Origin of the sequence: Mangrovibacterium marinum (genome assembly GCF_003046625.1) — a bacterium.
Lineage (GTDB): Bacteria > Bacteroidota > Bacteroidia > Bacteroidales > Prolixibacteraceae > Mangrovibacterium > Mangrovibacterium marinum.
Genome location: NZ_QAAD01000006.1, coordinates 147,436 through 172,565, shown reverse-complemented (window position 1 = coordinate 172,565; position 25,130 = coordinate 147,436). Strand labels below are relative to the sequence as shown.

The 25,130-nt window shown below is 47.8% G+C and carries 17 protein-coding genes and 1 riboswitch; of the genes, 11 read left to right on the top strand and 6 right to left on the bottom strand.

Annotated features, from left to right (window positions below):
• Positions 1-154 precede the first annotated feature (154 nt).
• From C8N47_RS07650 to C8N47_RS07630, 4 genes are all read left to right on the top strand, one after another.
• Positions 155-1,030, top strand: coding sequence for a DUF6268 family outer membrane beta-barrel protein (locus C8N47_RS07650; RefSeq protein ID WP_107821952.1), 876 nt, complete (start codon positions 155-157; stop codon positions 1,028-1,030).
• Positions 1,031-1,761: 731 nt separating this feature from the next.
• A complete protein-coding gene (locus C8N47_RS07640; protein ID WP_107821950.1) occupies positions 1,762-2,202 on the top strand; it encodes a hypothetical protein in 441 nt (146 codons plus the stop codon).
• A gap of 163 nt (positions 2,203-2,365) precedes the next feature.
• Positions 2,366-8,377 carry an MBG domain-containing protein gene (locus C8N47_RS07635; protein WP_170111331.1) on the top strand — a complete coding sequence of 2,004 codons (6,012 nt, stop codon included), beginning with the start codon at positions 2,366-2,368 and terminating at the stop codon, positions 8,375-8,377.
• Between the two features lie 28 nt (positions 8,378-8,405).
• Positions 8,406-9,302, top strand: a complete 897-nt coding sequence (locus tag C8N47_RS07630) for an outer membrane beta-barrel protein (RefSeq protein ID WP_107821948.1) — start codon at positions 8,406-8,408, stop codon at positions 9,300-9,302.
• Positions 9,303-9,516: 214 nt separating this feature from the next.
• On the opposite strand, the gene C8N47_RS18670 is transcribed toward C8N47_RS07630, so the two are convergent.
• From C8N47_RS18670 to C8N47_RS07610, 4 genes are all read right to left on the bottom strand, one after another.
• Entirely contained in the window at positions 9,517-9,903 is a 387-nt protein-coding gene (locus tag C8N47_RS18670; RefSeq protein ID WP_146161463.1) for a hypothetical protein, read from the bottom strand.
• An 11-nt stretch (positions 9,904-9,914) separates the two neighbouring features.
• Positions 9,915-11,906 carry a UvrD-helicase domain-containing protein gene (locus C8N47_RS07620; protein WP_107821947.1) on the bottom strand — a complete coding sequence of 664 codons (1,992 nt, stop codon included), beginning with the start codon at positions 11,904-11,906 and terminating at the stop codon, positions 9,915-9,917.
• A complete protein-coding gene (locus tag C8N47_RS07615; RefSeq protein WP_107821946.1) occupies positions 11,899-14,004 on the bottom strand; it encodes an ATP-dependent nuclease in 2,106 nt (701 codons plus the stop codon). Before C8N47_RS07615 ends, C8N47_RS07620 begins: the two co-directional genes overlap by 8 nt.
• Positions 14,005-14,436: 432 nt before the next feature.
• Positions 14,437-15,336 (bottom strand): HNH endonuclease, encoded by a 900-nt coding sequence (locus C8N47_RS07610; RefSeq protein ID WP_107821945.1) that lies wholly within the window; start codon positions 15,334-15,336, stop codon positions 14,437-14,439.
• Positions 15,337-15,524: 188 nt separating this feature from the next.
• On the opposite strand from C8N47_RS07610, the gene C8N47_RS07605 reads away from it, so the two are divergent.
• A complete protein-coding gene (locus C8N47_RS07605; protein ID WP_107821944.1) occupies positions 15,525-15,827 on the top strand; it encodes a hypothetical protein in 303 nt (100 codons plus the stop codon).
• 348 nt (positions 15,828-16,175) lie between these two features.
• Here C8N47_RS07605 and C8N47_RS07600 read toward each other — a convergent pair whose 3' ends face one another.
• The gene (locus tag C8N47_RS07600) at positions 16,176-16,862 is read right to left on the bottom strand and encodes a hypothetical protein (protein ID WP_107821943.1); all 687 of its coding nucleotides are present in this window, start codon (positions 16,860-16,862) and stop codon (positions 16,176-16,178) included.
• A gap of 384 nt (positions 16,863-17,246) precedes the next feature.
• The gene (locus tag C8N47_RS07595; protein ID WP_107821942.1) at positions 17,247-17,786 is read right to left on the bottom strand and encodes an ester cyclase; all 540 of its coding nucleotides are present in this window, start codon (positions 17,784-17,786) and stop codon (positions 17,247-17,249) included.
• Positions 17,787-18,016: 230 nt separating this feature from the next.
• Here C8N47_RS07595 and C8N47_RS07585 point away from each other — a divergent pair, with 230 nt between their 5' ends.
• The 6 genes from C8N47_RS07585 to C8N47_RS07560 all read left to right on the top strand — a co-directional run bounded on the left by C8N47_RS07585 (position 18,017) and on the right by C8N47_RS07560 (position 24,993).
• Positions 18,017-19,045 carry a GNAT family N-acetyltransferase gene (locus C8N47_RS07585; RefSeq protein WP_107821940.1) on the top strand — a complete coding sequence of 343 codons (1,029 nt, stop codon included), beginning with the start codon at positions 18,017-18,019 and terminating at the stop codon, positions 19,043-19,045.
• 54 nt (positions 19,046-19,099) lie between these two features.
• Positions 19,100-20,560 (top strand): DNA repair protein RadA, encoded by a 1,461-nt coding sequence (gene radA / locus C8N47_RS07580; RefSeq protein ID WP_245915686.1) that lies wholly within the window; start codon positions 19,100-19,102, stop codon positions 20,558-20,560.
• A gap of 321 nt (positions 20,561-20,881) precedes the next feature.
• Complete coding sequence (locus C8N47_RS07575) at positions 20,882-21,289, top strand: endonuclease domain-containing protein (protein WP_107821938.1); 408 nt, start codon at positions 20,882-20,884, stop codon at positions 21,287-21,289.
• A gap of 1,593 nt (positions 21,290-22,882) precedes the next feature.
• A riboswitch (cobalamin riboswitch) is annotated at positions 22,883-23,095 on the bottom strand.
• A gap of 208 nt (positions 23,096-23,303) precedes the next feature.
• Entirely contained in the window at positions 23,304-23,699 is a 396-nt protein-coding gene (locus C8N47_RS07570; protein ID WP_107821937.1) for a DUF4296 domain-containing protein, read from the top strand.
• A complete protein-coding gene (locus tag C8N47_RS07565; protein ID WP_107821936.1) occupies positions 23,696-24,184 on the top strand; it encodes a hypothetical protein in 489 nt (162 codons plus the stop codon). The genes C8N47_RS07570 and C8N47_RS07565 overlap by 4 nt, the downstream gene beginning before the upstream one ends.
• Positions 24,185-24,213: 29 nt before the next feature.
• Positions 24,214-24,993 carry a radical SAM protein gene (locus C8N47_RS07560; protein WP_107821935.1) on the top strand — a complete coding sequence of 260 codons (780 nt, stop codon included), beginning with the start codon at positions 24,214-24,216 and terminating at the stop codon, positions 24,991-24,993.
• Positions 24,994-25,130: the final 137 nt, after the last annotated feature.

Sequence of the window (25,130 nt, the reverse complement as noted above, 5' to 3'; positions counted from 1 at the left end):
ATCGAAAACCCGAGGCAAACCGCTTCGGGTTTTTTGTTTTCCATGAAGTAAATTTCAGTTTATTAACATTTAGATTAATAACAAAGGGCACGGGAATTCCTAACTTTACACCCGATTATCCAACTTGGACTTTTAAACAACTTTACAGAAAACAATGAAACAACTTATTGCCATCAGCCTGCTATTGTGCGGGCTGAACCTGCATGCCCAAAAACCAGAGAACTACGACATTTACCTCAAAGGAGGATGGAACACCAAATCCGAAAGCGATGCCCGGTTCGAGCAATACGGCATCAATGCCAAACTGCTGACAATCCCGATCCAACAAGGACAAAAAGGCGTTTTTATGCTCCGCGGGAGCTACGATCTGGCCCGCATCGACATTAACAACCAGCTGATGATGCCCCACCGGCTGGAGCAATTTCACAGCGCCGGTCTGATGCTGACCTACTTTAAACGCCTCCAAAAAACCGGCTGGTCCTTCACCGGCCTGCTGATCCCCCAGCTGAACTCCAACTTTTCGCAAAGCCTCAACAGCAACGACTTTTATCTGAACGCAGCGGCCCTGCTCTCCTACTCCGCGACGCCCCGCAGCCGCCTCACCTTCGGGCTCACCTACGCCAGCACCCTGGGCTTCCCCGCTCCCATCCCCATCATCAGCTACTGGAAAAGCTGGGCCGACCGCTGGGAAATGAACCTGGGCTTTCCGCGACTGGGCATCACCCGCCGCTTGAACGACAAAAACAAACTGGCCCTGCTGGCCGACCTGAACGGCTACAACGGTAACATCGGCCACGGCATTGCCGACGATCGGTTTACCGCCGGACGCGTTGCCAAACGCATCAGCTATGTCGATGTGATTACCGGCCTGGAGTGGCTGCACAAATTCGACCACTACCAGTTACGACTGAAAACAAGCTACGCCGTTTACCGCAAATTCCAACTGCAAACCGACGACTACGACACAGCCTGGGAGTTCGATATGAATAAAGGCCTGAACATCGGCCTGGAAGTCGGCTTCAACCTTTAACCCCCGTCCACAACCGCTGCATTTCTGCCTCAATGCAGGAGTTTTATTCACCGGGTGACGACGAGTCAGCCGGTGAGTAGAACCCAAAAGAGACGCCCCCAAAACTTCATGTTAACTAAATTTCAAACAAAATTAACACAGCCCAAACGCCTCAATTCCCCTATTTGGGCCTAATTAAAGGATCACCCCCAACCAAATCACATTTGTAATTAAATATTATTACTAATAGTCTGGGAAAATTTATTTCTTTGTTAGTAAAATTTGCGATTGAAGGAAAGGATGATGCTCATCGTTCGGGTGAAAAGCGAAAGTGCAGAGCAAAATCCAAGTTCTACACTTATCTGTCCCCAGCTCGAGTCGAGTAGCAGGAACCAAAAATCAGAAGATTACGAGAACATAAAGCGTATGACCGGACGCCTTATGCCCCCAATTGACCTGAATGCGCTGTGCATCGGGGTCAGAAGTACACCAATAGTGGTACTCGAAGGGCATCATGCTCCAAACTGATATGGAACACTTTTATTAACATTTAAAATAGTATTTATGAAAAGACATCTACATGAACTTACATCCCCGTTTCATGCTCTTGAAACTATAATGAAAGCAAAAAGGGAGAATTATATATCCTTCGCAAGGAATAGCTTATTCAATTGAAAATCGGCCAACGGCAGATTACATACACCTTTTTTTGAAAAAAAATCGAGAAATAAAGAACAAAAGACTCACTATCTATGAGAAAATTATTTATCCTTTTATCTATTTGTATTTCATATACCCACCTTCTCCAAGCGCAGACAAGCGACGACCGAGCTCAGTTGCTCCAATTGTGTATTGATTTGCCGGAAATACAGGCAAACTACCCAACATTCGAGAATGAATCAAAGGCAGCGGCCTACATAATGCAATATCCGCTGACAATCCCGGAGAACCTGCCAATACATAAGTTTGAGAAAAAACCTGTCTACATGACTCGAAGCGAGATTTACGACAATCACGTTGACGCCTATTTTTTATTTAAACAAATAGAGATTGGCTCAGAATCAGCTCAAATTGAATTTACAATGTACTCGAATTACAATTCAAACACTCCTCAGATCGTAGATGTATATCTCAATTTTCAAAAATCGTCTACTGGCTGGTTGATCTCAAACCAAAAGCTTGAAAACAAGTAAGTAAATCTCCATAAACAAAAGCCTTATGCACCTCAAAATAATGAATATAGGAATAAAAATAAGCCTAATTCTACTTTTTGCCTTAGTAGGAAACATCTCATTTGCTCAATCCAATTTGTGTGCCTCGTACCCAAGTTCTTTTGGCTACGAATATGTCTCATCTATGAGCATAAATGGCAACTCTGTTTCCGGCGCAAGTAGTTTCTCCGATCAAACGGGATATTTCGACCATAGCTCATCATCTATTGCCTCGCTTGTAGCAGGAAATACTTATCCGATTCAAGTAACTGTGAATACAAACAGCACCTACACAGAGTATGTTAAGATCTGGTTTGATTTCAACGGGAATGGAGATCTAACGGACGACGGCGAATTGATTTATGATGCGAACCACAGTATTAATGGCACCTATGTTTTCAGCGGAAACATAACGATTCCGAGTGATGCCTTTAATGGAGATGTATACATCCGCCTCGTGATGACATACAATGGGACTCCTACACTATGCGGAAGTTATGGCTATGGAACTACCATTGATTCAAAGGTGACCATATCAGGCGGTGTTCAGTCCTATTCTCTAGAAGTAGGTGTCTCTGGCACCGGAAGCTATACTGGTACTGTCGTAAGCTCTCCATCCGGTATTGATACCGGAAACGGGCTTGAAACAGCAAAATTTGCCGATGGCTCAACCGTTAGTCTCACTGCAACACCGTCTGGAACTGCTAAGTTCAAGGGATGGACCGGAGCAGTAACAAGTAGTGACAATCCATTATCGATAACAATGGACGAAGCGAAAAACTTAACGGCTAATTTCGGGTCGAAAAACGCCACACCATCTTTTAATGACGGAACCTCAACGACACTGTCCGTTGCACAAAACGCTTCGGCAACCACCATCAACGATTTACTCGACATTACCGACACGGATACCGGCGACGCCTTGTCGTGGACCGTAACCACAGCCCCATCACATGGGTCTCTGGGCGGATTTCCGGCTACAGCAACAAGTACCGGAAGTGCCGTCACTCCAAGCGGATTGACTTATACGCCAACCACAGATTACAGTGGGGCGGACTCATTTATCATCCAAATCAGTGATGGTACAGCAACGGCGTCCATCACCGTCAATGTAACCGTTAAAGCCCTACAAACAATCGCCTTTGATGCCATTGACAGTAAAACTTATGGCGATGCTGATTTTTCGCTGGGCGACGCCACAACCGACAAGGGCTTAACCGTTACCTACACGGCCACCGACCCAACGATTGTTTCCATCAGCGGAAATACGGCAACCATCCTTAAAGCGGGAACCACTAAAATTACAGCCTCACAAAGTGGAGACGCTACGCATGCAGCAGCCGAATCCGTTGAGCAAACACTGCTTGTTAATACTAAAGGATTAACAGTTACCAATGCTATTGCTGCCAACAAAGTTTACGACGGCTCAACTACGGCCACAATCAGCGGGGCAACCTTAACCGGCGTAGTGGGTACCGATGCCGTAACATTGGGAAACAGCACTTCCGGAACCTTTGCGCAGGCAACAGTCGGCTCAACTATTGCCGTGGCTACAGCCATGACTATTTCGGGTACCGACGCAGCCAATTACACGCTGACACAACCAAGCTTAACCGCGGCCATTACAGCGAAAGAGTTAACGGTTAGCGCCGCTACAGCATCCGACAAAGTTTACGACGGCTCAACAACAGCCACCATCAACGGAGCAACCTTAACCGGCGTAGTAGGAACTGATGCCGTAACATTGGGAAACAGCACTTCCGGAACCTTTGCGAAGGCAACGGTCGGCTCGGACATTGCCGTGACAACAGCCATGACATTAACCGGAGACGATGCGTTCAATTATTCCTTAACTCAACCCAGCTTAAGTGCCGCCATCACCCAAAAGCCAATCACCGTAACGGCCGATGCAGCACAAACCAAAGTGTATGGCGAAGCAGATCCGACATTCACCTATACCTTCGCTCCTGCTTTGGTTAGCGGCGATGCATTCACCGGCGAATTAGACCGCGTGGCTGGCGAAAACGTTGGCAACTATGCCATCAACCAGGGAACACTGACTGCAGGTGCCAACTACGACTTAACGTACGCAGGCGACAACTTCAGCATCACCCAAAAGCCAATTACCGTGACTGCCGATGCAGCACAAACCAAAGTGTATGGCGAAGCTGATCCGACATTCACCTATACCGTTGCTCCCGCTTTGGTTGGCGGCGATGCATTTACCGGCGAATTAGACCGCGTGGCTGGCGAAAACGTTAGCGACTATGCCATCAACCAGGGAACACTGACTGCCGGTGCCAACTACGACTTAACGTACGCAGGCGACAACTTCAGCATCACCCAAAAGCCAATTACCGTGACTGCCGATGCAGCACAAACCAAAGTGTATGGCGAAGCTGATCCGACATTCACCTATACCGTTGCTCCTGCTTTGGTTAGCGGCGATGCATTCACCGGCGAATTAGACCGCGTGGCTGGCGAAAACGTTGGCGACTATGCCATCAACCAGGGAACGCTGACTGCCGGTGCCAACTACGACTTAACGTACGCAGGCGACGACTTCAGCATCACCCAAAAGCCAATCACCGTAACGGCCGATGCAGCACAAACAAAAGTGTACGGCGAAGCGGATCCGACATTCACCTATACCGTTGCACCCTCTTTGGTTAGCGGCGATGCATTCACCGGCGAGTTAGACCGCGTGGCTGGCGAAAACGTTGGCAACTATGCCATCAACCAGGGAACGCTGACTGCCGGTGCCAACTACGACTTAACGTACACAGGCGACGACTTCAGCATCACCCAAAAGCCAATCACCGTAACGGCCGATGCAGCGCAGACCAAAGTGTACGGCGAAGCTGATCCGACATTCACCTATACCTTCGCTCCGGCTTTGGTTGGCGACGATACATTCACCGGCGAATTAGACCGCGTGGCTGGCGAAAACGTTGGCAACTATGCCATCACCCAGGGAACGCTGACTGCCGGTGCCAACTACGACTTAACGTACGCAGGCGACGACTTCAGCATCACCCAAAAGCCAATCACCGTAACGGCCGATGCAGCACAAACAAAAGTGTACGGCGAAGCGGATCCGACATTCACCTATACCGTTGCTCCCGCTTTGGTTAGCGGCGATGCATTCACCGGCGAATTAGACCGCGTGGCTGGCGAGAACGTTGGCGACTATGCCATCAACCAGGGAACACTGACTGCCGGTGCCAACTACGACTTAACGTACACAGGTGCCAACTTCAGCATCACCCAAAAGCCAATCACCGTGACTGCCGATGCAGCACAAACAAAAGTGTATGGCGAAGCTGATCCGACATTCACCTATACCTTCGCTCCTGCTTTGGTTAGCGGCGATGCATTCACCGGCGAATTAGACCGCGTGGCTGGCGAAAACGTTGGCAACTATGCCATCAACCAGGGAACGCTGACTGCCGGCACCAACTACGACTTAACGTACACAGGCGACAACTTCAGCATCACCCAAAAGCCAATCACCGTAACGGCCGATGCAGCGCAGACCAAAGTGTACGGCGAAGCTGATCCGACATTCACCTATACCTTCGCTCCGGCTTTGGTTGGCGACGATACATTCACCGGCGAATTAGACCGCGTGGCTGGCGAAAACGTTGGCAACTATGCCATCACCCAGGGAACACTGACTGCCGGTGCCAACTACGACTTAACGTACGCAGGCGACGACTTCAGCATCACCCAAAAGCCAATCACCGTAACGGCCGATGCAGCGCAGACCAAAGTGTATGGCGAAGCTGATCCGACATTCACCTATACCGTTGCTCCCGCTTTGGTTAGCGGCGATACATTCACCGGCGAATTAGACCGCGTGGCTGGCGAAAACGTTGGCAACTATGCCATCAACCAGGGAACACTGACTGCCGGTGCCAACTACGACTTAACGTACGCAGGCAACGACTTCAGCATCACCCAAAAGCCAATTACCGTAACGGCCGATGCAGCGCAGACCAAAGTGTATGGCGAAGCAGATCCGACATTCACCTATACCGTTACTCCTGCTTTGGTTAGCGGCGATGCATTCACCGGCGAGTTAGACCGCGTGGCTGGCGAAAACGTTGGCGACTATGCCATCAACCAGGGAACGCTGACTGCCGGTGCCAACTACGACTTAACGTACACAGGCGACAACTTCAGCATCACCCAAAAGCCAATCACCGTAACGGCCGATGCAGCACAGACCAAAGTGTATGGCGAAGCTGATCCGACATTCACCTATACCGTTGCTCCCGCTTTGGTTAGCGGCGATGCATTCACCGGCGAATTAAGCCGCGTGGCTGGCGAGAACGTTGGCGACTATGCCATCAACCAAGGTACCCTGGCTGCCAATGCCAACTACGACTTAACGTACGCAGGTGCCAACTTCAGCATCACCCAAAAGCCAATTACCGTGACTGCCGATGCAGCGCAGACCAAAGTGTATGGCGAAGCTGATCCGACATTCACCTATACCGTTGCTCCCGCTTTGGTTAGCGGCGATACATTCACCGGCGAATTAGACCGCGTGGCTGGCGAAAACGTTGGCGACTATGCCATCAACCAGGGAACGCTGACTGCCGGTGCCAACTACGACTTAACGTACACAGGTGCCAACTTCAGCATCACCCAAAAGCCAATCACCGTAACGGCCGATGCAGCACAAACAAAAGTGTACGGCGAAGCGGATCCGACATTCACCTATACCGTTGCTCCTGCTTTGGTTAGCGGCGATGCATTCACCGGCGAATTAGACCGCGTGGCTGGCGAGAACGTTGGCGACTATGCCATCAACCAGGGAACGCTGACTGCCGGTGCCAACTACGACTTAACGTACGCAGGCAACGACTTCAGCATCACCCAAAAGCCAATTACCGTAACTGCCGATGCAGCACAAACAAAAGTGTATGGCGAAGCAGATCCGACATTCACCTATACCTTCGCTCCGGCCTTGGTTGGCGGCGAAACGATTTCCGGAGAATTGTCGAGAGAAGCCGGTGAAGATGCAGGTTCTTATGCCATCACGATGGGAACACTCACAGCTGGCAGCAACTACCAGCTGAGCTTGGTAAGCGAGCCTTTTGTGATCGAAAAAGCAACGCAAACCATCAGCTTCGAAGCCATTCCGCTCAAACACCTGGAAGAAGATGCCGACTTCCAACTCCATGCTGTTGCCAGCTCCGGTCTTCCGGTAAGCTACACCTACAACTTCGAGGCGGAGACCGCTCCGGCAACCGTGAGTACCGATGGATTGGTTAGCCTGCAAACCTCGGGTATTGTGCACATTACCGCTGCTCAGCAAGGCAACCAAAACTACCTGCCGGCAGCGCCTGTCGAACAACAACTGACCATTGAAAGCTCCGATGCAAGCATCCACGAACTGACCATTGGTAGCGAGTATTACAGCCAACCCGAACAGGAGATTTACTACCTGATTGATTGCGACAGCCAGGACGAATCGGTTGTGCTAAGCTACAGCACCGAGGCCAATGCCACCGCCAGCGAGGCCAGCCAAATTGTGATCGACACACCAAACCCGGGTATTTACAAGCAGTCCATCACCATTACATCGCAGGACGGAACACAAAGCTTAACCTACCGCATCACCATCGAACGCAGCTTCAGCTTCGAGGAGATCGTTGAACAGAAGTACGACAATGTTCTGCTGGTGAACAACAACCCGGCAACCAATGGCGGCTATCGTTTTGTGGATTTTAAATGGTTCAAAAACGGGCAGCTGATCGGAAACGGACAGTACTATTCGGCCGGCCAAAATGCATCGAACCAGCTGGATCCGTTTGCCAGCTACTCGGCCGAGTTAACCACAACCGACGGACAGCTGATTCACACCTGCGACTTCCGCATTGAGCTGAACAACACCTTCGTTCTGCGCGTGAACCCCAACCCGATACAAGCCGGAAGTACCATCGAGGTGGTTACAAACTACAACGACGATATGCTGAGCAGCCGCGAGGTGAAAATCACAAACCTCTACGGAACGCCCATCATGCAGGCACCATCGGCAACCAACACCACCAATGTAAGCTTGCCCGACAACATGAGCCCGGGAACCTACATTGTAACAACCCAAGCCGGTGGCGTTGTGCTGAGCACCAAAATCATTGTTCATTAATTCATGGTGAAACTGAAAAACAAACAAGATGAAAAAAGTTAAAATCAACCGATACAAACAACTCGTTATCGCAGCGCTGCTGTTGTTGTCCGCAAGGGCAGCAACAGCCCAGGAATACCGTTTACCCGAAGGCGAACTCTCGGTGTACCTGAAAGGACCTTACGCCAATTTGAATGTCGACATGAATGGTGCCGGCGACAACAACAGTCGCTTCGGTGCCGGCCTGGGCGTGCAGTACAGCCGCTACCTGAACCCCACCTGGAGCGTTTCGGCAGCACTCGAATACCAATCGTACCGGGCAAAAACCGTCCTCGAAGGTATTGCCGACGCCTACAGCCTTACCGACCTGGAGGGCGACAATATGGTGTTCCGCACGTCGGCATCAACCTACCGCGAGTGGCAGTCGGCAGGCATGCTCAACGTTCCGCTGCGCATACAATGGGAAAACAACGCCCCGGGCGCCCACCTGTTTGCTGCTGCCGGCCTGCAATTGGGCTTTCCGGTTCGCGCCCGCTATAAAGCAACAGCCTACGGCCTGGAAACCTCCGGCTACTTCCCCCAGTGGGATGCCGAACTAACCAGCCCCCGCTTTATGGGCTTTGGCAGCTGGGGAACCCAACAAAGCAACAAGCAAAAGCTGAAGCTGAAAACCAGCTACTCCATGCTGCTCGAACTGGGTTTCAAACAGCAACTACGCAGCATGCGCAACCTGTATGTAAGTGCATACCTTGAACTGGGCTTGAACGACATCGCCAAGACCAACAACAACCAACAGCCCCTGATCAACTACGATCCGGCTAAGCCCACCCAATTTGGCTATGCCTCGCTGCTGAACAGCAGCCAGCAAACCACCGGCACCCGCTACACCGGGAAAGTGAAAACACAAGGCTTCGGCGTGAAAATGCGCTACGCCTTTAGTTGGTAGACCCGCTGCCCAAACATAAACCAAAACCCGAAGCAAGCCGCTTCGGGTTTTTTGTTCGAACCGAGCAGCCCAACCGCCCTGCACCGCTTTTGCCTATCTTTACGCCGATGGCCGATGTACACAACAAACCAACACGCAGCTACAACATGAGCCGCATCCGCGGAAAGGACACCAAACCCGAACTGCTGGAATCAAGCTATTATTGTAGTGAATTTCAAGAAGAAGCTTTAAACAATATCTCTTCGAGGTTTGATATTTGTCTTAACCTATAAATTACCTCTTTCGTTGAGTAAGCCTTACTATCTTCTAACTTTTTGAATGGACTGATATCTGCCTGCAAATTTTGTCTCCCTCCAGGCTCATTCAGATAATTCTCTTGAGAATAAATAATGTATGGGATAAACCCTAGCTGTCTATTTGTATTCAAATCATCAATTGGCTCGTGCCCAAAACTCATTCCCAGCCTATACAGCAACGAATCTAAAGCTCCATAGTAATCGTTAAATCCATACTCTTTTTTATATCGATCAAGTATTTTCAATATCGATTCATTCGGTAAAGCTTTCTTTAATCTTAAAATTTCTTTATCCTCAGGTGTCATTTATTTTTGTTTTAGTATGCTCTAACAACTTCCCAAAGGCCGTCATTTACAAGATCAAGCTCCTCATCAAAACGATCTTTATGAATTGCCATGCAAAGCATAAATCTTGGTCTGCTCATACCCACATAAGCCATCTTGAGAGTTTCTTTGGTATAAGTATCCTTTTTCCCTTTTGGTTGCTTATATGATTCCCCTTTCAATTGCCCTGTTATTGATTCACTCTCAAAGCGCCCTTGATAGTAGGTCTCCAAATAAAGCGTCGCCGTATGAGTTTCACCTTTTACTTGGTGGATATTGGACACTTCGACTTTTAAATCCTCAATTCCTGGGTAACAATACAAATTCTGAGATTCAATTGCATTTTCAGGGATAACAGAATCATCAATTTCACTATCTAGAAATGAAACCACTTCCCGATTTCTCGCATTTACCTCCAAAACTGGAAATAACTCGTTAAGAAAAAATGCCTTTACCTTGTTTCTTATTTCATCAATATCCGAACCTTCATTGTCTATCTCAAGAATCCATTTCGAACATTCCTTATTAAACTTATCAAGCAACTCCGCCTCTGCAAGTTTTGCAAGCAAAGTTGTCTTCGTGTAAAAATGTCTCTTTGAATTCTTTTGATAAGTTACCCCTTGAATTCTCAGAATATGGAGCATCGCATCAATAATTTTGTTTCGATATTCCTTTATTGTTGCTCCATCTATCTTTCTAAGAAAGCTTTTCAATGATTGATAGTCCACTTTATCCTTCTTCTTTACCTCTTTATGGTAATCTCCAAAGTACGAAGCTAGCTTATATCGATCTTGTTGTTTCTCGTCCAACTCTTTACCAACCCACCCAACAGCTTTTATTGGTCTACGTTCTTTTTTTGAAACTTCAAATACAGATAAATCTTCTCCTTGATAGTTAACAGTCCGACTAAGCACTAACTCACAAAACTTAGGAAGCACTTGCAATGGATTATCATAGAGTATCAAGATTGGGCTAAGTGAATTTATTTCAGGAGACGCTTTCAATGCACTATTATCTTTAATACATACCGTCTTTAGAACTTCTCCTATATTATCCCCAAACCGTTTACTCGTATTGATCGGTAAGGAATCTTTTACAGTCCACACTTCTTCAACACTTACCTTGTTGTAGATCGATTGAGAAGGATCGCCGAATCGTTGGATAATCGTCTTTTGTGAGTCAAAAACCTTTCCCAAGATATCTAGTTGATGCTTTGCGGTATCCTGCATTTCATCAATGAATACATATTGAAAACGATTAGCAAAAGAATCGATAATGTTGTTGGTAGTATCCGGATCTGACAAAAATAGTTCTGCTAGATCGTACGCATCCATATAAGTCAGATAGCCAGATTCAATAGAGTAATCTTTTGTCCTCCGTAATCCGTCATAGATTGCGTGACCATCTGCCTTGCTCAAATCCAAACCTAGACGGATGCATTTATTGTCTTCATCTAACTCAAAATCCTTTAAACTAATCGTATAAGGGAAGCCTTTCGATTGCGTTCTATGACAGTATGCTATAGCCTTTTTTCCCATATATTTGAATTGAGATTTATCGAATTGAGCTCGATATCTTTCGTTGTCTATTGAGATCAACTTATTCCCGTATTTGTAGATAAAGTAAGGTGAGGTGAGAAATTTATCTACAAACGATTGTATTGTGCCAAAATGGTTGGGGTAGCGAAAGAGCACGTCAGACTTCGCTCCTAGCTTTTCTTTGATTTCATCGATAGCCACATTCGTATGGGTTAAAACACAAACTCCTCTGTTTCCCTCCAGTGGCATCCGATTGGCTAGGATCAAAAGCTTTGCGAGTAAAGTGGTGGTTTTACCGCTGCCGGGGCATGCAACAATATCCTTTGATTCGTTACACTTTATGATATTGACCTTTTCTTCGTCATCCATGAAGCAATGCTCCTTGGGGAGCAAGACTTTCGATGCATGTCTAATCTCGTCGTCTGTTGCAAATTCCTCTTTAGACATCAGCCCCTCCTTCTTCCTTAGGTTCGGTGACGTGATAAATAGCGTCGCAGATATACTTCAAATAATTGTCCTTCTCTATTCGTTCCTTGCTTTCCTCTTTATGCCATTCAAGTATCATTGCTAGACACTGTGCGGTAACTGCCTTTGAAACGTCTCCATTATTAAGAGGCTTAAAGATTTCATACGCAATCCTCTTCTTGCCTTCTCCAGTCAGGTCTTTTAGAATCTGCTTTGCTCTGCCTATTGCTTCACCTATCAATTCATCACTTAAACTCACGTTAGCGTCCTTCTGTAAAGTTCTGGCACACTCGATTGCAGAAAGTAAGTCAACGTGCAATGCCCCCAACGCGATTTCATATTCCAAAGTCCAATTGTTTGAGACAAATAGCTTCACATTTTGCTTTTGGGAATTAGCCATTTTTGCTTCTAATGTTCTCTCTCGTGTTTTACGAATAATAGGCTTAGATATAGTGACGAAATTCACTTTCAACATTTCGTCAATATCAGATTTAACCCCTCCTTTAAATTTCTTTACACGTTTTCGTTCCTTTTCTGTTTTCCAAAATTGATCCAATGATGTGTAAATATTTCCTTCTAATCCCTCAGCGTCAAACTCACCTACATATTTTCTAAGTTTATCGACCGTTTCTTGCGAGATTTTGATGTATTTGGGTCGTTCCCCATCTGGGATATCTTCATAATATTCAAAACTCCTTATGTCCAAATCTGAGATTATTGAGACTGGTATTCCTAACCATGTTTTCTCATGCGCCACATCATCTTTGTCTTTTCGCAAAAAGATCTTTGCATATCGCTTAAAAGCAGTACTGCCAACATTCACAACTGACACCCCATAAGCATGTAATGGTCTACCAATTATTTCAGCGATTGTTGGGATCAATAAGTTTTCAGCATCCCCCTCGACAATGATTACACCACGCGCAAAAAAGAGATTCGCTTTAGTTGCATCCAAAAAGCGTTGCAAGAATTGGTAATCCCCTTGCTCCAACTGCGTGTATTTATGCCCCATTGGAAAAGCTCCTCGATCTTTTTGGCAAATAATCAAATTCTCCAAGTTAATCTTCGATGCAAGCGTGGTACTATGAGTGGTCAAAATAAATTGCCCATATTCCTTTTTGTTCTTTTCAATAAAATCGATTACTCTCAACTGATATTGTGGGTGTAAATGAGCCTCCAATTCTTCAATTAATGTGAGCTTTAGACCTGTCTTCTTTTCTTTCAGATGCAACAGTTCGGCTGCCATACAAAGCAAGTTCAAGGAACCTAAACCCGATTTATTCTCTTCCAAAACAAGATCCAGCTCTCTCAAAATTTCATTCAATTCATTATCATCTATCTTTATCGCAGCCTTCCGATCCTCACCATGAAAAAGGAAGTCTTTTGTTAGAAACTCATTTATTGTATCCTTCACCACGCTACCCGATGGGTCAGTCGTAAAATAGTCATTCACTTCGTTTCCGTAAGATTCACGATGAGTCTCAAGCAAATGCTTCTTCTTCTTCCCGTGTTCGTCTTTACGGTCTTTGAAAACATCAAGGCTTTTAAGAATTTGAGCAAGTCTAGACTTTCTTCCGTGTGTCATTTCAGATAGAGCATCGCGAAGTGGCTTTAAGTAAATAACCCTCAATAAATCTCGGGCCTCACCTTCCATATAGGTTCCGTCAACATCTGCTCCTGCACTAATTTTCGGATAAATACTATTATCCTTCCTTTTTGCGGTCAACCAAATCTTTAATTGGTATTTCTTTTCATCATCAAAGCCAATCCATTCTAGAAAATGGCCCGCATCACTCGCGCTAAAACCAGAAAAGGTGCATTCTATCTTTAACTCACTTGTCCTTTCAGTTCCATCTTTATGAAAGTCTTTATCTTCAAGCTGAATAAACTCTTGGCTTTGGGTTTTTAACACATACCGTATAGCATCAATTATAGCCGTTTTCCCAGAGTCGTTTTCTCCAACGAGCACATTAACGCCTTTCTCAAAACGTACAACCAATCCTGGCTCTGATGTTTCAAATTGGTCTCCATTAATTCCGTATTTTCTGAAATTCCAAAGTTTAAGTTCTGCTAGATACATTGTTTCTCGATTTAGAATTGAGTAGACTAATGCAAAATTTTTTAAAAATGTAGATCCCCAATTGCACTCCAAAAGTAATCGCCGCGTATAATAGAATGTTCAAGAAAAATCTATTGATCCGTCGCAATGACATTGAGAGAATGGTAAATGGCAAGATTATATAGAATTCGGATTTAAATACGTGCCATAGACTTGTATTTCCCATACCACAACTCTTTCCATACAAATAGGCTAGAGGTATTAGATTTATTAGAATAATCGTTAACAAACTATTCTGACTAGCGACTATAGTACCAATCCGTCTAGTCTTCCTTAATAAGTATCGCGTGAATTTGCTATCGAACCTGTAATAGTATGTAGTGACTGTTGTTCTAACTGAGTCCGAGCTAAACAGCCTTGATATTTGATCAATTCCATCCATTGGTCGAAACACTAAACATTTTTAAACACCTCATACCGCTCTTCCAACCACTCCCGATTGGGTCGAGAAGCAACAGAGCGAGGTAAAATCAATTGATTCCCGTGCATGGCTTGTATACCGTGCTTCAACATGGGGCCATCTATTTCTTGTAAAATATCTTCGCGAACTTGCACTTGGTAGTCAGGCGTAATACCCAGAATATTTTGGTCGAACGCAGCGTGGTGAATCTTGCAAAGCGAGAGCCCATTTTGCACGACAGGTTGACCACCTTTGGAGTCAGAAATAATATGCGCCGCATCCAACAGTTCACGGTGTTTCAAATTACAAATCGCGCAATGTTCGCGGTATGCTTCCAGCACCCGTTCGCGGAAAGTACCTTGGTGCAAGCGTTGAATCATTTGCCGCGTGGCGTAACGCCGTTCGAGATCTGCAGCTTGGTTGTCCTCAATATTCGTATCGGCTTGTTGGTATGTTTTCACATCGGCCTCAACAATAAAGCTTAGATTCTTCCTATCGTCAAACACGATAAAAACCGGCCATTGAGCTAAATACTTGCCTCTTGAAACTTCGTGTAAATAAATTAAGGGGATTTTATGATTCATGCAGTCGCGTAAACCTCGGTTCACCCAATGGTTCGGATCTGTCCCCATGTAACGGTAGCGAATGCGATTATCGGAGATAAACTCATCGTCGTAAATACTGTCAATGCGGGATTTAATTGAAATGGGGAATTGCAGCTGCTTGGGTTTCCAAATGCCCTGTTGTCCACTCAGAACCACTCGCTCTCCCCCAACAATACAATCGTTAGCCAATACCATCGAGGGAATCACTTTATCGGGATATTTGAATCCGAGCGAGTTTAACCAGTCAAAAACCGCGAAGCGAATACGCTGACTTTCGTAATTTTCCATTAGGGGTGCTTAGTTAATTCCCATAAAAATAATCAATGTTATTGAAAATGACATCCATTATATCTAGAAAACAATTCTAGCGTATCTCTACCGCCACCAGCGAATACACAATGCGGAATACCTTCATGTGACCCATAGTCCGTTGACCAGCATCCTCCGACTTCTTTACTTTGTTCGCAAAAAGAACAATGGCAAAGGGAATCCGTTTTCACTACCTGCATCGCGATTCGGGGAACTACAAGAAATTTGGGCATCGCGATTTTTCGAATCCCAATAACCTGACAGTTGAAGAAATTACACAGCGAATCCGACAAGCACTGATCGACACGGAATTCTTCTATCCGGAAAAGGTTGGTATCCCGAAGTTTTTGTTCCACCGTTATGGCGACGACTTTTCGTGGTACGAATTTGAAAGCGTTGAAGAAATTCAAACGCATTATTTGCATGAGAGCATTGAGGGATTTATTGCCAAACTGCTCAGGGACGGGTGAAACTACTCAGGGACGGGTCAGAATGCTCAGGGAGGGGTCAAACTGCTCAGGGGAAGGGTCAACCAGCCCGGGGGAGGGTGAAACTGCTCGTGAACGGCGAGAAATTGCTCGGGGGACGGTCAACCATGCTCGTGAAGCGGGTGAAACTGCTCAGGGGACGGTCAAATTGTTCAGGGGATGGCTCAAACTGCTCAGGGGATGGTTCAGATTGCTCGGGGACGGCTTCAAACTGCTCGGGGACAGGTGAAACTGCTCAGGGGACGGGTGAAACTGCTCGGGGGAGGGTCAAAAGCCCCCGGGGAGGGTCGAACCTACTCGGGGGCTGCGTCAACTGCGGGTTTCAGAAAATCAGGCAAGGTACTTTTTGCGTTTTTCTTCGTCTTTCCAGAAAATATACTGCCCAAATTCGCGCACCGTACCGGCTTTTTCGGCCAACAAAGTAAAAGCCTTATCGCGCGTCACCTTATTGGGGCTGGTTTCACCGGCCGTTCCGTTGTAGGCGGCCAACAGCTCGGCCATCGTCTCCGATGTTGCCCGAGCCAGGTCCAGCTTCGTCAAGTCAAAATTAATTGCTGTCAGCGGATCGGGATATTTAGCCCCTAACTCGGCCAACTCATACAAATCCTGAACCATATCAGCATTACTTCCTCCTTCGCGAATGCGCATCACCCTTTTGTGGTTATCGGCATCGTTGCGGTAGGCAAACGAAAAATCGTGGAGCAGTCCATCGCGCAGTTCAAAAGCGGCCGGCGACTGTTCGCCCCACTCTTTCTGGGCTTCCTGGCGAAAGCGATACTCGCCCATCCACACCGCCTGGCAATAGCGCAAGGCTCCGGCCAACGGAGTAAGCTCGTCAATCAGCGTGACGTCCATACCTGCCGCACCGAGCGCATCGCGGTCCTGATTGGCATCCACTGCCAAAGTTTCAACACTTGCTGCATACTCATCAACCGGTCGGTTGGGCAGCTTTATCTCGTCGGAAGGCACCCCTCCGATCTCCTCTTTCCACAAGTCGTAATCGTCTTGATAACTCATGAGAAATCTAATTTTTGTGATATATTGCGAAAGCTCCGCCGGCCTCCTCTTCCGCTCCGGGCTTCCAAACGTGGAGGGGTCGATGACCAGCCGGCGGGCTACTTTCGACAATTGTTCCCCAAATTACAGAACATAAGTGAATTATTCACAAAATTCACTTTGTTAAACACGTAATTTAGAATCATTATCAATAAAATACGGCGCCCGCCGCCCTCCCGCTACGACATGCTTAGCTTCAAAGCCTTACAAAAGCTCGCCACCTGCTACCTCCTCGATATGAAAAGCCGGTTAACGACCGCAATCGCTGCCCGATTCACATAATCCGCAAATCCGAACATCCAGCTATCCGACAATCTACCGACAAAATCCGCCGGCCGCCGACAGCTATTCCGCTGCCGGTTCTTTCAGGCGAAGCTCCATGCCCAGCTGCAACATAAAGCCGAGCTCGTCCATGATTTCCCATTCTTCGGCAATCTTTCCATTCACCAGCCGAAAAACCGTGAACATCTGCGTTTCGATCGTTTTGCCCGTTGGCGGCAGTCCTTCCAACTCGCCGGCGTGAACCCCGGTAAGCAAACATCGGCTCACCACCCGGTCGCCATCGGCAATCAATTCCTCAATTTCCAGGTGGGTGTTGTGCAGCGCCGAAAGGTAACTTTGGTAAACCGCTTTATACGCGTCGCGCCCAGTCATGCTCATCGAGCTGCCGTGGTACAGCACATCGGGCGTTTGGCACTCGTCCAAAATCTCGGGACGACGCTCGTTCCACTTGCCCTCCCAGTACTTTTGAATAACTTGCTTGTTGTGTTCTTCGACATGTTGTTTCGACTTCAGGGCTTTCAAATCAGCCTTGTCGGCCTGATCAACACAAGACATACCGAACAATAAAACAAGGGTGATTACGAGGCTTAAGATGTTTTTCATGATCCTTGGTTTTGGTTTTGTAGTAAATACGAGCCCGGAGTCCGGAAAGCTACAGAGAGGGGGCGCGAGCGACGGAGTGAGTAAAAACGGTAGCAACAAGCTCAACTTAGTTTGGAGAACCACCAGCCGCTCTTTATTCCTAATCTCTTACCCCAACCAAAAGCTCCAAATGACGATGAACTCTTGTATGATTTTGAAATTCATCTATCTTTAACAAAAAAACCTCTGCCATGAACTTTCGTTTAGCGACTGAAAATGATCTTGAAGAAATTTTTCGTATTGCCAGCGCGTGGGATGTCAACCACGTGACCGATAAGAATGAAGGCTTCTTTGTGTCGTCCTTCAGTTTAGCGTATTACCAAAAGGCCTTTAAAAACGGGCATCTGTTTTACCTTGTCACGATCGACGGACAAATTGAAGCTTTCATTTACGGCTATCACAACGATAAAATAGACGCCTCGACCACGGTTAATAAATTGATTATTGCCAATTTCCCGGGCACTTATTTTGTTACCAAACAAATTTGCCGCCGCAAAGACAGTAACAAAGGCAAAGGCGCTACCAAAGCACTCTACGAAACGTTCATTAAATACATTGATTGCCCCATTGTGACAGCCATTGTACTGAAACCCTACAATGCCCGATCGGTTATATTTCACGAAAAAATGGGCTTCGACAAGGTACTGGAGACAACGCCCTTCGAGGCTGATGCCGACGGCGTAATCCGCCCACGCGGAATCTGGCTGCTTGCCCCCTACAAACTCGAGATGGCAACCACCTACATTAAAAAAGATTTTTCGCTCGAGGCCCTGGTCGATTTTCACCAGTCGGCGATCATGCTCTATACCCACGAAGATAATCTGAACTGGACCAAACTGGGCTTGAATGTCACCTTCATGTTTGCCATGATGGCATCAACTCCGTTCTTTATGCGCCTCGATTTTTCAATAAAAAATATGATCCTGCTCGTACTCGTCGGCCTGCTCGGCATTCTAATCAACTGGCTATTTGCCACCAAACTAAAAAGCGGACTCGAGTATATGCGATGCCATAAAGAAACAGCTCAAAACCTCGAAAAATCAGTTATGCGTTACGGCCCCAATGTTCCGGTGCTAAATGTGCATCACAAAAACATAAACGGTGTTTCAAAAACGAATAACATCATGCGAAAGGTCCCAAGCCTGCTACTCATTATCTGGGTTATCACATTCTTCTTTATGCTTTTAACAATGCTCGAAAAGCAGCTCGTTACGGGCTAAAACCACAAGAAATCGAGCAAGCAGGGAAACGCATGATTCGTGGAAAGCCCGGACTTGTCCACCTTGAGCTTTTCGCTGACCAATAAGAAAAGAAAAACTATTACCCTTATTTTTACAGATCAATTAATCGCTCTTCATTCAACCATCATGGCAAAAATCAAAACCGTTTATACCTGTCAGAGCTGTGGCAATACTTCGCCCAAATGGGTGGGCCGCTGTACCAACTGCGGCGAGTGGAACACCTTCGTCGAGGAAGTGGAAGTGAAGCAAACGCAGTCGCCCCTGCCCTCGCGCTCGGCCAGTGGTGCCCAGCCGCAAAAGCTCTCGGAGGTTGGCCACGGACAGGTGGAACGGATCGACACCCGCAACAGCGAACTCAACCGCACCCTGGGCGGCGGACTGGTTCCCGGCTCGCTGGTGCTGGTTGGCGGCGAGCCCGGCATTGGCAAATCGACCCTGGTGCTGCAAGTGGCCCTCGACCTCACCGACCGCAAAATCCTCTATGTGTCGGGCGAGGAAAGCATCCAGCAGATTAAGATCCGCGCCAACCGCCTGAAACGCGAAAACGACAATTGCTATTTCCTGAGCGAAACGGCCCTGGAGAATATCCTCACCCACTGCGAGCACCTGGAGCCCGAGCTGCTGGTGGTCGACTCCATTCAAACCGTGGCCACGTCTTATATTGAATCGTCGCCCGGCTCGGTGGCGCAAATCCGCGAGTGCACCAACGGCATCCTCAAGTTTGCCAAGGAGCGCCGAATCCCGGTCATCCTCATCGGCCACATCACCAAGGAAGGTAGCCTGGCCGGCCCCAAGGTGCTGGAGCACATGGTGGACACGGTGCTGCAGTTCGAGGGCGAAAACCAATACATGTACCGCATCCTGCGCTCCATCAAAAACCGCTTTGGCTCCACCTCCGAGCTGGGCATCTTCGAGATGAACAACACCGGCATGCGCGAGGTGAGCAACCCCTCGGAGCTGCTCATTAACCGCGACGACGAAGGCCTCAGCGGAACGGCCATTGCCTGTGCCATTGAAGGCAACCGCCCGCTACTGATCGAGATCCAATCGCTGGTAAGTACCGCCGCCTACGGAACCCCGCAGCGCTCGTCCACCGGCTTCGATCTGCGCCGCCTGAACATGTTGCTGGCGGTACTCGAAAAACGCGCCGGCTTTAAACTGGCCGCCAAGGACGTGTTCCTCAACATCGCCGGGGGCATCAAGATTGACGATCCCGCCATCGACCTGGCCGTGATTTCAGCCGTGCTCTCCTCTAACTTCGACCTGTCAATCAGCAAATCGCTCTGCTTTGCGGGCGAGGTAGGCCTCTCGGGCGAAATCCGCGCCGTAAACCGCCTCGAGCAACGCATCGCCGAAGCCGAAAAGCTGGGCATGAAAAAAATCTTTGTCCCCGCCAACGGCAAAGCCCTCAACTTCAACAAATACAAAATTGAAATCGATCCCGTCTCCCGCGTCGATGAGTTTTTCCGCAAGGTGTTTCGGAAGGAGAAATAGAAGTCGGGAGACGTGAGACCTCTGTTGCAGCAAAGGCGAAAGGAGGCTGACTAAAAAGTCTGAAGAGTTTTTCCGAAACTATCAGATTGTAAGTCCGTTCAAGCTAATTACCCCTAAATCCCCTAAAGGGGACTTTAAGCCCTCCGGCAACTACCGGAGAGGTCTGCGCGCCTGCCGGAGGGCAGGGAGGGGTAAAACCGATCCGAAAGAAACTGCAAGTCACCATACCCCAATCCTACCAGACAGCTATGAACATCTCTGCCGAATAGATTAATTGCCATTCAACCCCAAACCCCTAAAGGGACTTAAACACCTAGCAAAATGAGTATAAGCGATCATGTTTCAATGTTCTATAATGCGAAGCCTCCTATTTTTGAGAAAGCAAAAATGCTTCGCGAAAATATGACTTCTTCCGAATTGCGACTATGGGAGAAATTAAAAGGTAAGCAAGTATTGGGATTAAGATTTAGGCCACAACACCCTATTGATATCTTCATCGCCGATTTCTACTGCCATCCCATCAAGCTGGTCATCGAAATAGATGGTGGCATTCATTTAAACAAAAGCCAAAAGGAATATGACATTGGCCGAGAAGCCGAATTGAATCAATGGGGAATCCAAGTGATTCGATTTACAAACGAGCAGGTCGAAAATAATTTAGATCTGGTTATCAGGAAAATCAACTTAGCCTGCAGTCACCTGTTGAGCAAAGGCCAAAGTCCCCTTTAGGGGATTTAGGGGTGAACACGATTTTCGAAAGCAACTGCAAATCAACCCTCTCGAATCCAGGCAACCAAATATGGAGATCTACTCAGAATAGATTAATTTGCCAGTCAACCCCAAACCCCTAAAGGGGCTTAAACACCTAGCACGATGAGTATAAACGATCACGCTCCCAAGCAGATTGAAAGCACCTGCGCCCCCCTGTTGAGCAAAGGCCAAAGTCCCCTTCAGGGGATTTAGGGGTAACCGTCTCCCGCGTCGATGAGTTTTTCCGCAAGGTGTTTCGGAAGTAGAAAGAGAAGTCGTGAGACGTGAGTCTTGAGTCTTTAGACCTCTGTTGAGCAAAGGCCAAAGTCCCCTTCTGAGCCTGTCCCGAAATTTATTCGGGAGGATTTAGGGATAAAACCTATTCGAAAGAAACTGCAAGCCACCATACCCCAATCCGACCAGACAGCGATGAACTTCTCTGCCCAATAGATTAATTGCCATTCAACCCCAAGCCCCTAAAGGGGCTTAAACACCTAGCACGATGAGTATAAGCGATCATGTTTCGATTTACAAACGAGGAGGTCGAAACCAATCTTGATCTAGTCATCAGGAAAATCAATTTGATCTGCAGCCACTTGTTGAGCAAAGGCCAAAGTCCCCTTCAGGGGATTTAGGGGTAACCGTCTCCCGCGTCGATGAGTTTTTCCGCAAGGTGTTTCGGAAGGAGAAATAGAAGTCGGGAGACGTGAGACCTCTGTTGCAGCAAAGGCGAAAGTCCCCTTCTGAGCCTGTCCCGAAATTTATTCGGGAGGATTTAGGGATAAAACCTATTCGAAAGAAACTGCAAGCCACCATACCCCAATCCGACCAGACAGCGATGAACTTCTCTGCCCAATAGATTAATTGCCATTCAACCCCAAACCCCTAAAGGGGCTTAAACACCTAGCAAGATGAGTATAAGCGATCACGCTCCCAAGCAGATTGAAAGCACCTGCGCCCCCCTGTTGAGCAAAGGCCAAAGTCCCCTTTAGGGGATTTAGGGGTGAACACAATTTTCGAAAGCAACCGCAAATCAACACTCTCGGATCCAGGCAACCAGATATGGAGATCTACTCAGAATAGATTAATTGCCATTCAACCCCAAGCCCCTAAAGGGGCTTAAACACCTAGCAAGATGAGTATAAGCGATCACGCTCCCAAGCAGATTGAAAGCACCTGCGCCCCCCTGTTGAGCAAAGGCCAAAGTCCCCTTTAGGGGATTTAGGGGTGAACACGATTTTCGAAAGCAACTGCAAATCAACCCTCTCGAATCCAGGCAACCAAATATGGAGATCTACTCAGAATAGATTAATTTGCCAGTCAACCCCAAACCCCTAAAGGGGCTTAAACACCTAGCACGATGAGTATAAGCGATCATGTTTCAATGTTCTATAATGCGAAGCCTCATTCCCGATGCGGTTTGGGAATTACATCACCCAAAGCGACTGACATAAAAAAAAAGCTGTGGCCCCTGACCTACAGCTTTTAACAGTTACATTGCTCCCAACGATTGGCAGAAAGCGGGAGCCAATGAAGCCAGGGATGTGCCTGAATCGGCTACGTCTTTACCCCGAAAACTTCGAATTACCGGCAGGTCTTCTGGCTCACCCAATTTCGGACGCCTTCCCGTTCTTCCCGATGGCAGCCAGGCCATGAACAGTGACTTAAAATTTCCGAAATCTTTTTGCGGGTTTACAGCTGCGGGGACAGCTCCGGTATTGCACCGGATTCCCTTTTCATCCGCACGACTAAGGCCTTCGCGGAACCGATAACAAGCTCAAAAATATAGATTATAGCCCGACCAACAAGTTATATTTCCTCTAATTTTACGATTAATTCATCTAGCCCGAATGCAGAAATTCAACAACACAGCCGGCTGACCGTCGCTACCCGCCAAAACCGAATATCCCGCCTGCTGTTTGTCCGCCCCCAAACACTTGCAACTTGAAAGGCGAAACTTTAACTTTGGCCCATATTATTTAATGCGTTGCCCATGAAGCAAATCTTCTCCATCGTAATGGTGATCCTGGCCCTGACGACCTCCTCGTGCAAGGAAAAAGGCTATCCCAAACCCGACAAGCTACTCAACGAAAAACAAATGGTTGATGTGCTGTACGATATCCATATCGGCGAGGCCATGTCAACACGCCACCGCTACGGCATAGCCGACAGCCTTAAAATTAAGTCGGAAGAGGTGTACAAAGGTATCCTCAACAAATACGAGATCAACGATTCGCTGCTGGCTCGCTCCATCATCTTCTACTCGTCGCGCCCCAAGGTATACGAGAAGATCTACAAACAGGTGATCGAACGCATCAACCTGAACATTGAGGAGCAAAAGGAGCAACGAAACCTGAATGTCATTCAAAAAGAAGACGACAAAGAATGAAGTTCTCAGCGCATTTTATCGTTCCGGCCGATGGCTCGCTCCTTCCCAAAGCAATTGTTGAGGTGGATGCCTCGGGAACCATCGTTCGGCTCATTGAAACCAGCACCGAACTGCGCGAGCAGGCCGGCATGGAGTTTCACAGCGGCCTGATATGCCCGGCATTCATCAACCTGTGGCAACTTGCCAACACCGATGAAATGATGCGTCGCCTGCCGGAACTGGAAGCCTTCCGGAGCTTCATCCCGCAGGATACAAGCCATCCCAAAGCCATCTTCAACTGGATAAAAGCCATCCAGGAGAATGTCGCCGACAGCTCATTAACCGCACTGATCGGCCTGTTTACCGCCCGGGCAGCACAGGCTTTCAACGTCGACGATGCCGGCCTGATCGCCACAGGAAAACGCCCCGGCCTGATCCTGATCTCGGGCATCGACTACGCCAACTTTAAACTGAAAGCCGACAGCCGGTTGAAAAAACTGATATAATCAGTACTTTTGCCGGCAAAGAATTTCAAATGGCCACTTTTCTATTCGACAAAATCATCTTCGGCCCGGTTAAAAGCCGCCGGCTGGGCGTTTCGCTGGGCGTAAACCTGCTGCCTACCGACTCCAAAGTTTGTTCCTTCGACTGTATTTACTGCGAGTGTGGATGGACACCCCGCAAACGCGAACACAAAGCCGAGCTACCCTCGCGCCAGCAGGTTGCCCAACGCCTGGAAGCGCAGCTCAAAAAAATGCAGCAAGCCGGCGAACTGCCCGACGTCATCACCTTTGCCGGGAATGGTGAACCAACCCTTCACCCCGACTTTGCAGCAATCATCGACGACACCATCAGCCTGCGCAACAGCTACGCTCCCAACTGCCGCGTTGCCGTGCTGTCGAATGCCACCATGCTTCACCGCGAACCGGTTTTTCAAGCCCTGCTGAAGGTCGATGATAACATTCTGAAGCTGGACTCGGCCATCGAACGAACCGTTGAACTGCTGGACTGTCCCATGGGGCGCTTCAACTTAGCCGAGGTCATGGAGCAGCTCGCCCGCTTCGGAAAATCGGCAACCATCCAAACGCTGTTTGTGCGTGGAAAGCATAAAGGTGAACGAATTGACAACACAAGCCCCGAAGAACTGGAGGCCTGGCTGACAGCGCTGAAAAAAATTAATCCTGCACAGGTGATGATTTACACCATTGCCCGCGATACCCCCGCACAGGGTCTCGTGAAAATTCCGCTCGACGAGCTAAACCAAATTGCCGATCGTGTGAAAGCGGCCGGCTTCGAAGTGCAGGTGTCCGCCTAGCAAACTGCAGGACCGGATTGCGCAGCCCATCCAATGGAACGGACTGATATGCACTGCTGCGCCATCGAAATTGCGCCCCAACTGTAATAAATCCGGTTCTTGCATACTCATATCCCGAAACAAGACGAAAAGCTATA

Coding starts and splice junctions, on each gene's coding strand:
- C8N47_RS07560 (WP_107821935.1), top strand. CDS start 24,214: ATGGCCACTTTTCTATTCGACAAAATCATCTTCGGCCCGGTTAAAAGC.
- C8N47_RS18670 (WP_146161463.1), bottom strand. CDS start 9,903: ATGACACCTGAGGATAAAGAAATTTTAAGATTAAAGAAAGCTTTACCG.
- C8N47_RS07585 (WP_107821940.1), top strand. CDS start 18,017: ATGAACTTTCGTTTAGCGACTGAAAATGATCTTGAAGAAATTTTTCGT.
- C8N47_RS07615 (WP_107821946.1), bottom strand. CDS start 14,004: ATGTATCTAGCAGAACTTAAACTTTGGAATTTCAGAAAATACGGAATT.
- C8N47_RS07620 (WP_107821947.1), bottom strand. CDS start 11,906: ATGTCTAAAGAGGAATTTGCAACAGACGACGAGATTAGACATGCATCG.
- C8N47_RS07605 (WP_107821944.1), top strand. CDS start 15,525: ATGGCAAAGGGAATCCGTTTTCACTACCTGCATCGCGATTCGGGGAAC.
- C8N47_RS07575 (WP_107821938.1), top strand. CDS start 20,882: ATGAGTATAAGCGATCATGTTTCAATGTTCTATAATGCGAAGCCTCCT.
- C8N47_RS07635 (WP_170111331.1), top strand. CDS start 2,366: ATGAGCATAAATGGCAACTCTGTTTCCGGCGCAAGTAGTTTCTCCGAT.
- C8N47_RS07650 (WP_107821952.1), top strand. CDS start 155: ATGAAACAACTTATTGCCATCAGCCTGCTATTGTGCGGGCTGAACCTG.
- C8N47_RS07640 (WP_107821950.1), top strand. CDS start 1,762: ATGAGAAAATTATTTATCCTTTTATCTATTTGTATTTCATATACCCAC.
- C8N47_RS07565 (WP_107821936.1), top strand. CDS start 23,696: ATGAAGTTCTCAGCGCATTTTATCGTTCCGGCCGATGGCTCGCTCCTT.
- C8N47_RS07595 (WP_107821942.1), bottom strand. CDS start 17,786: ATGAAAAACATCTTAAGCCTCGTAATCACCCTTGTTTTATTGTTCGGT.
- C8N47_RS07570 (WP_107821937.1), top strand. CDS start 23,304: ATGAAGCAAATCTTCTCCATCGTAATGGTGATCCTGGCCCTGACGACC.
- C8N47_RS07610 (WP_107821945.1), bottom strand. CDS start 15,336: ATGGAAAATTACGAAAGTCAGCGTATTCGCTTCGCGGTTTTTGACTGG.
- C8N47_RS07630 (WP_107821948.1), top strand. CDS start 8,406: ATGAAAAAAGTTAAAATCAACCGATACAAACAACTCGTTATCGCAGCG.
- C8N47_RS07600 (WP_107821943.1), bottom strand. CDS start 16,862: ATGAGTTATCAAGACGATTACGACTTGTGGAAAGAGGAGATCGGAGGG.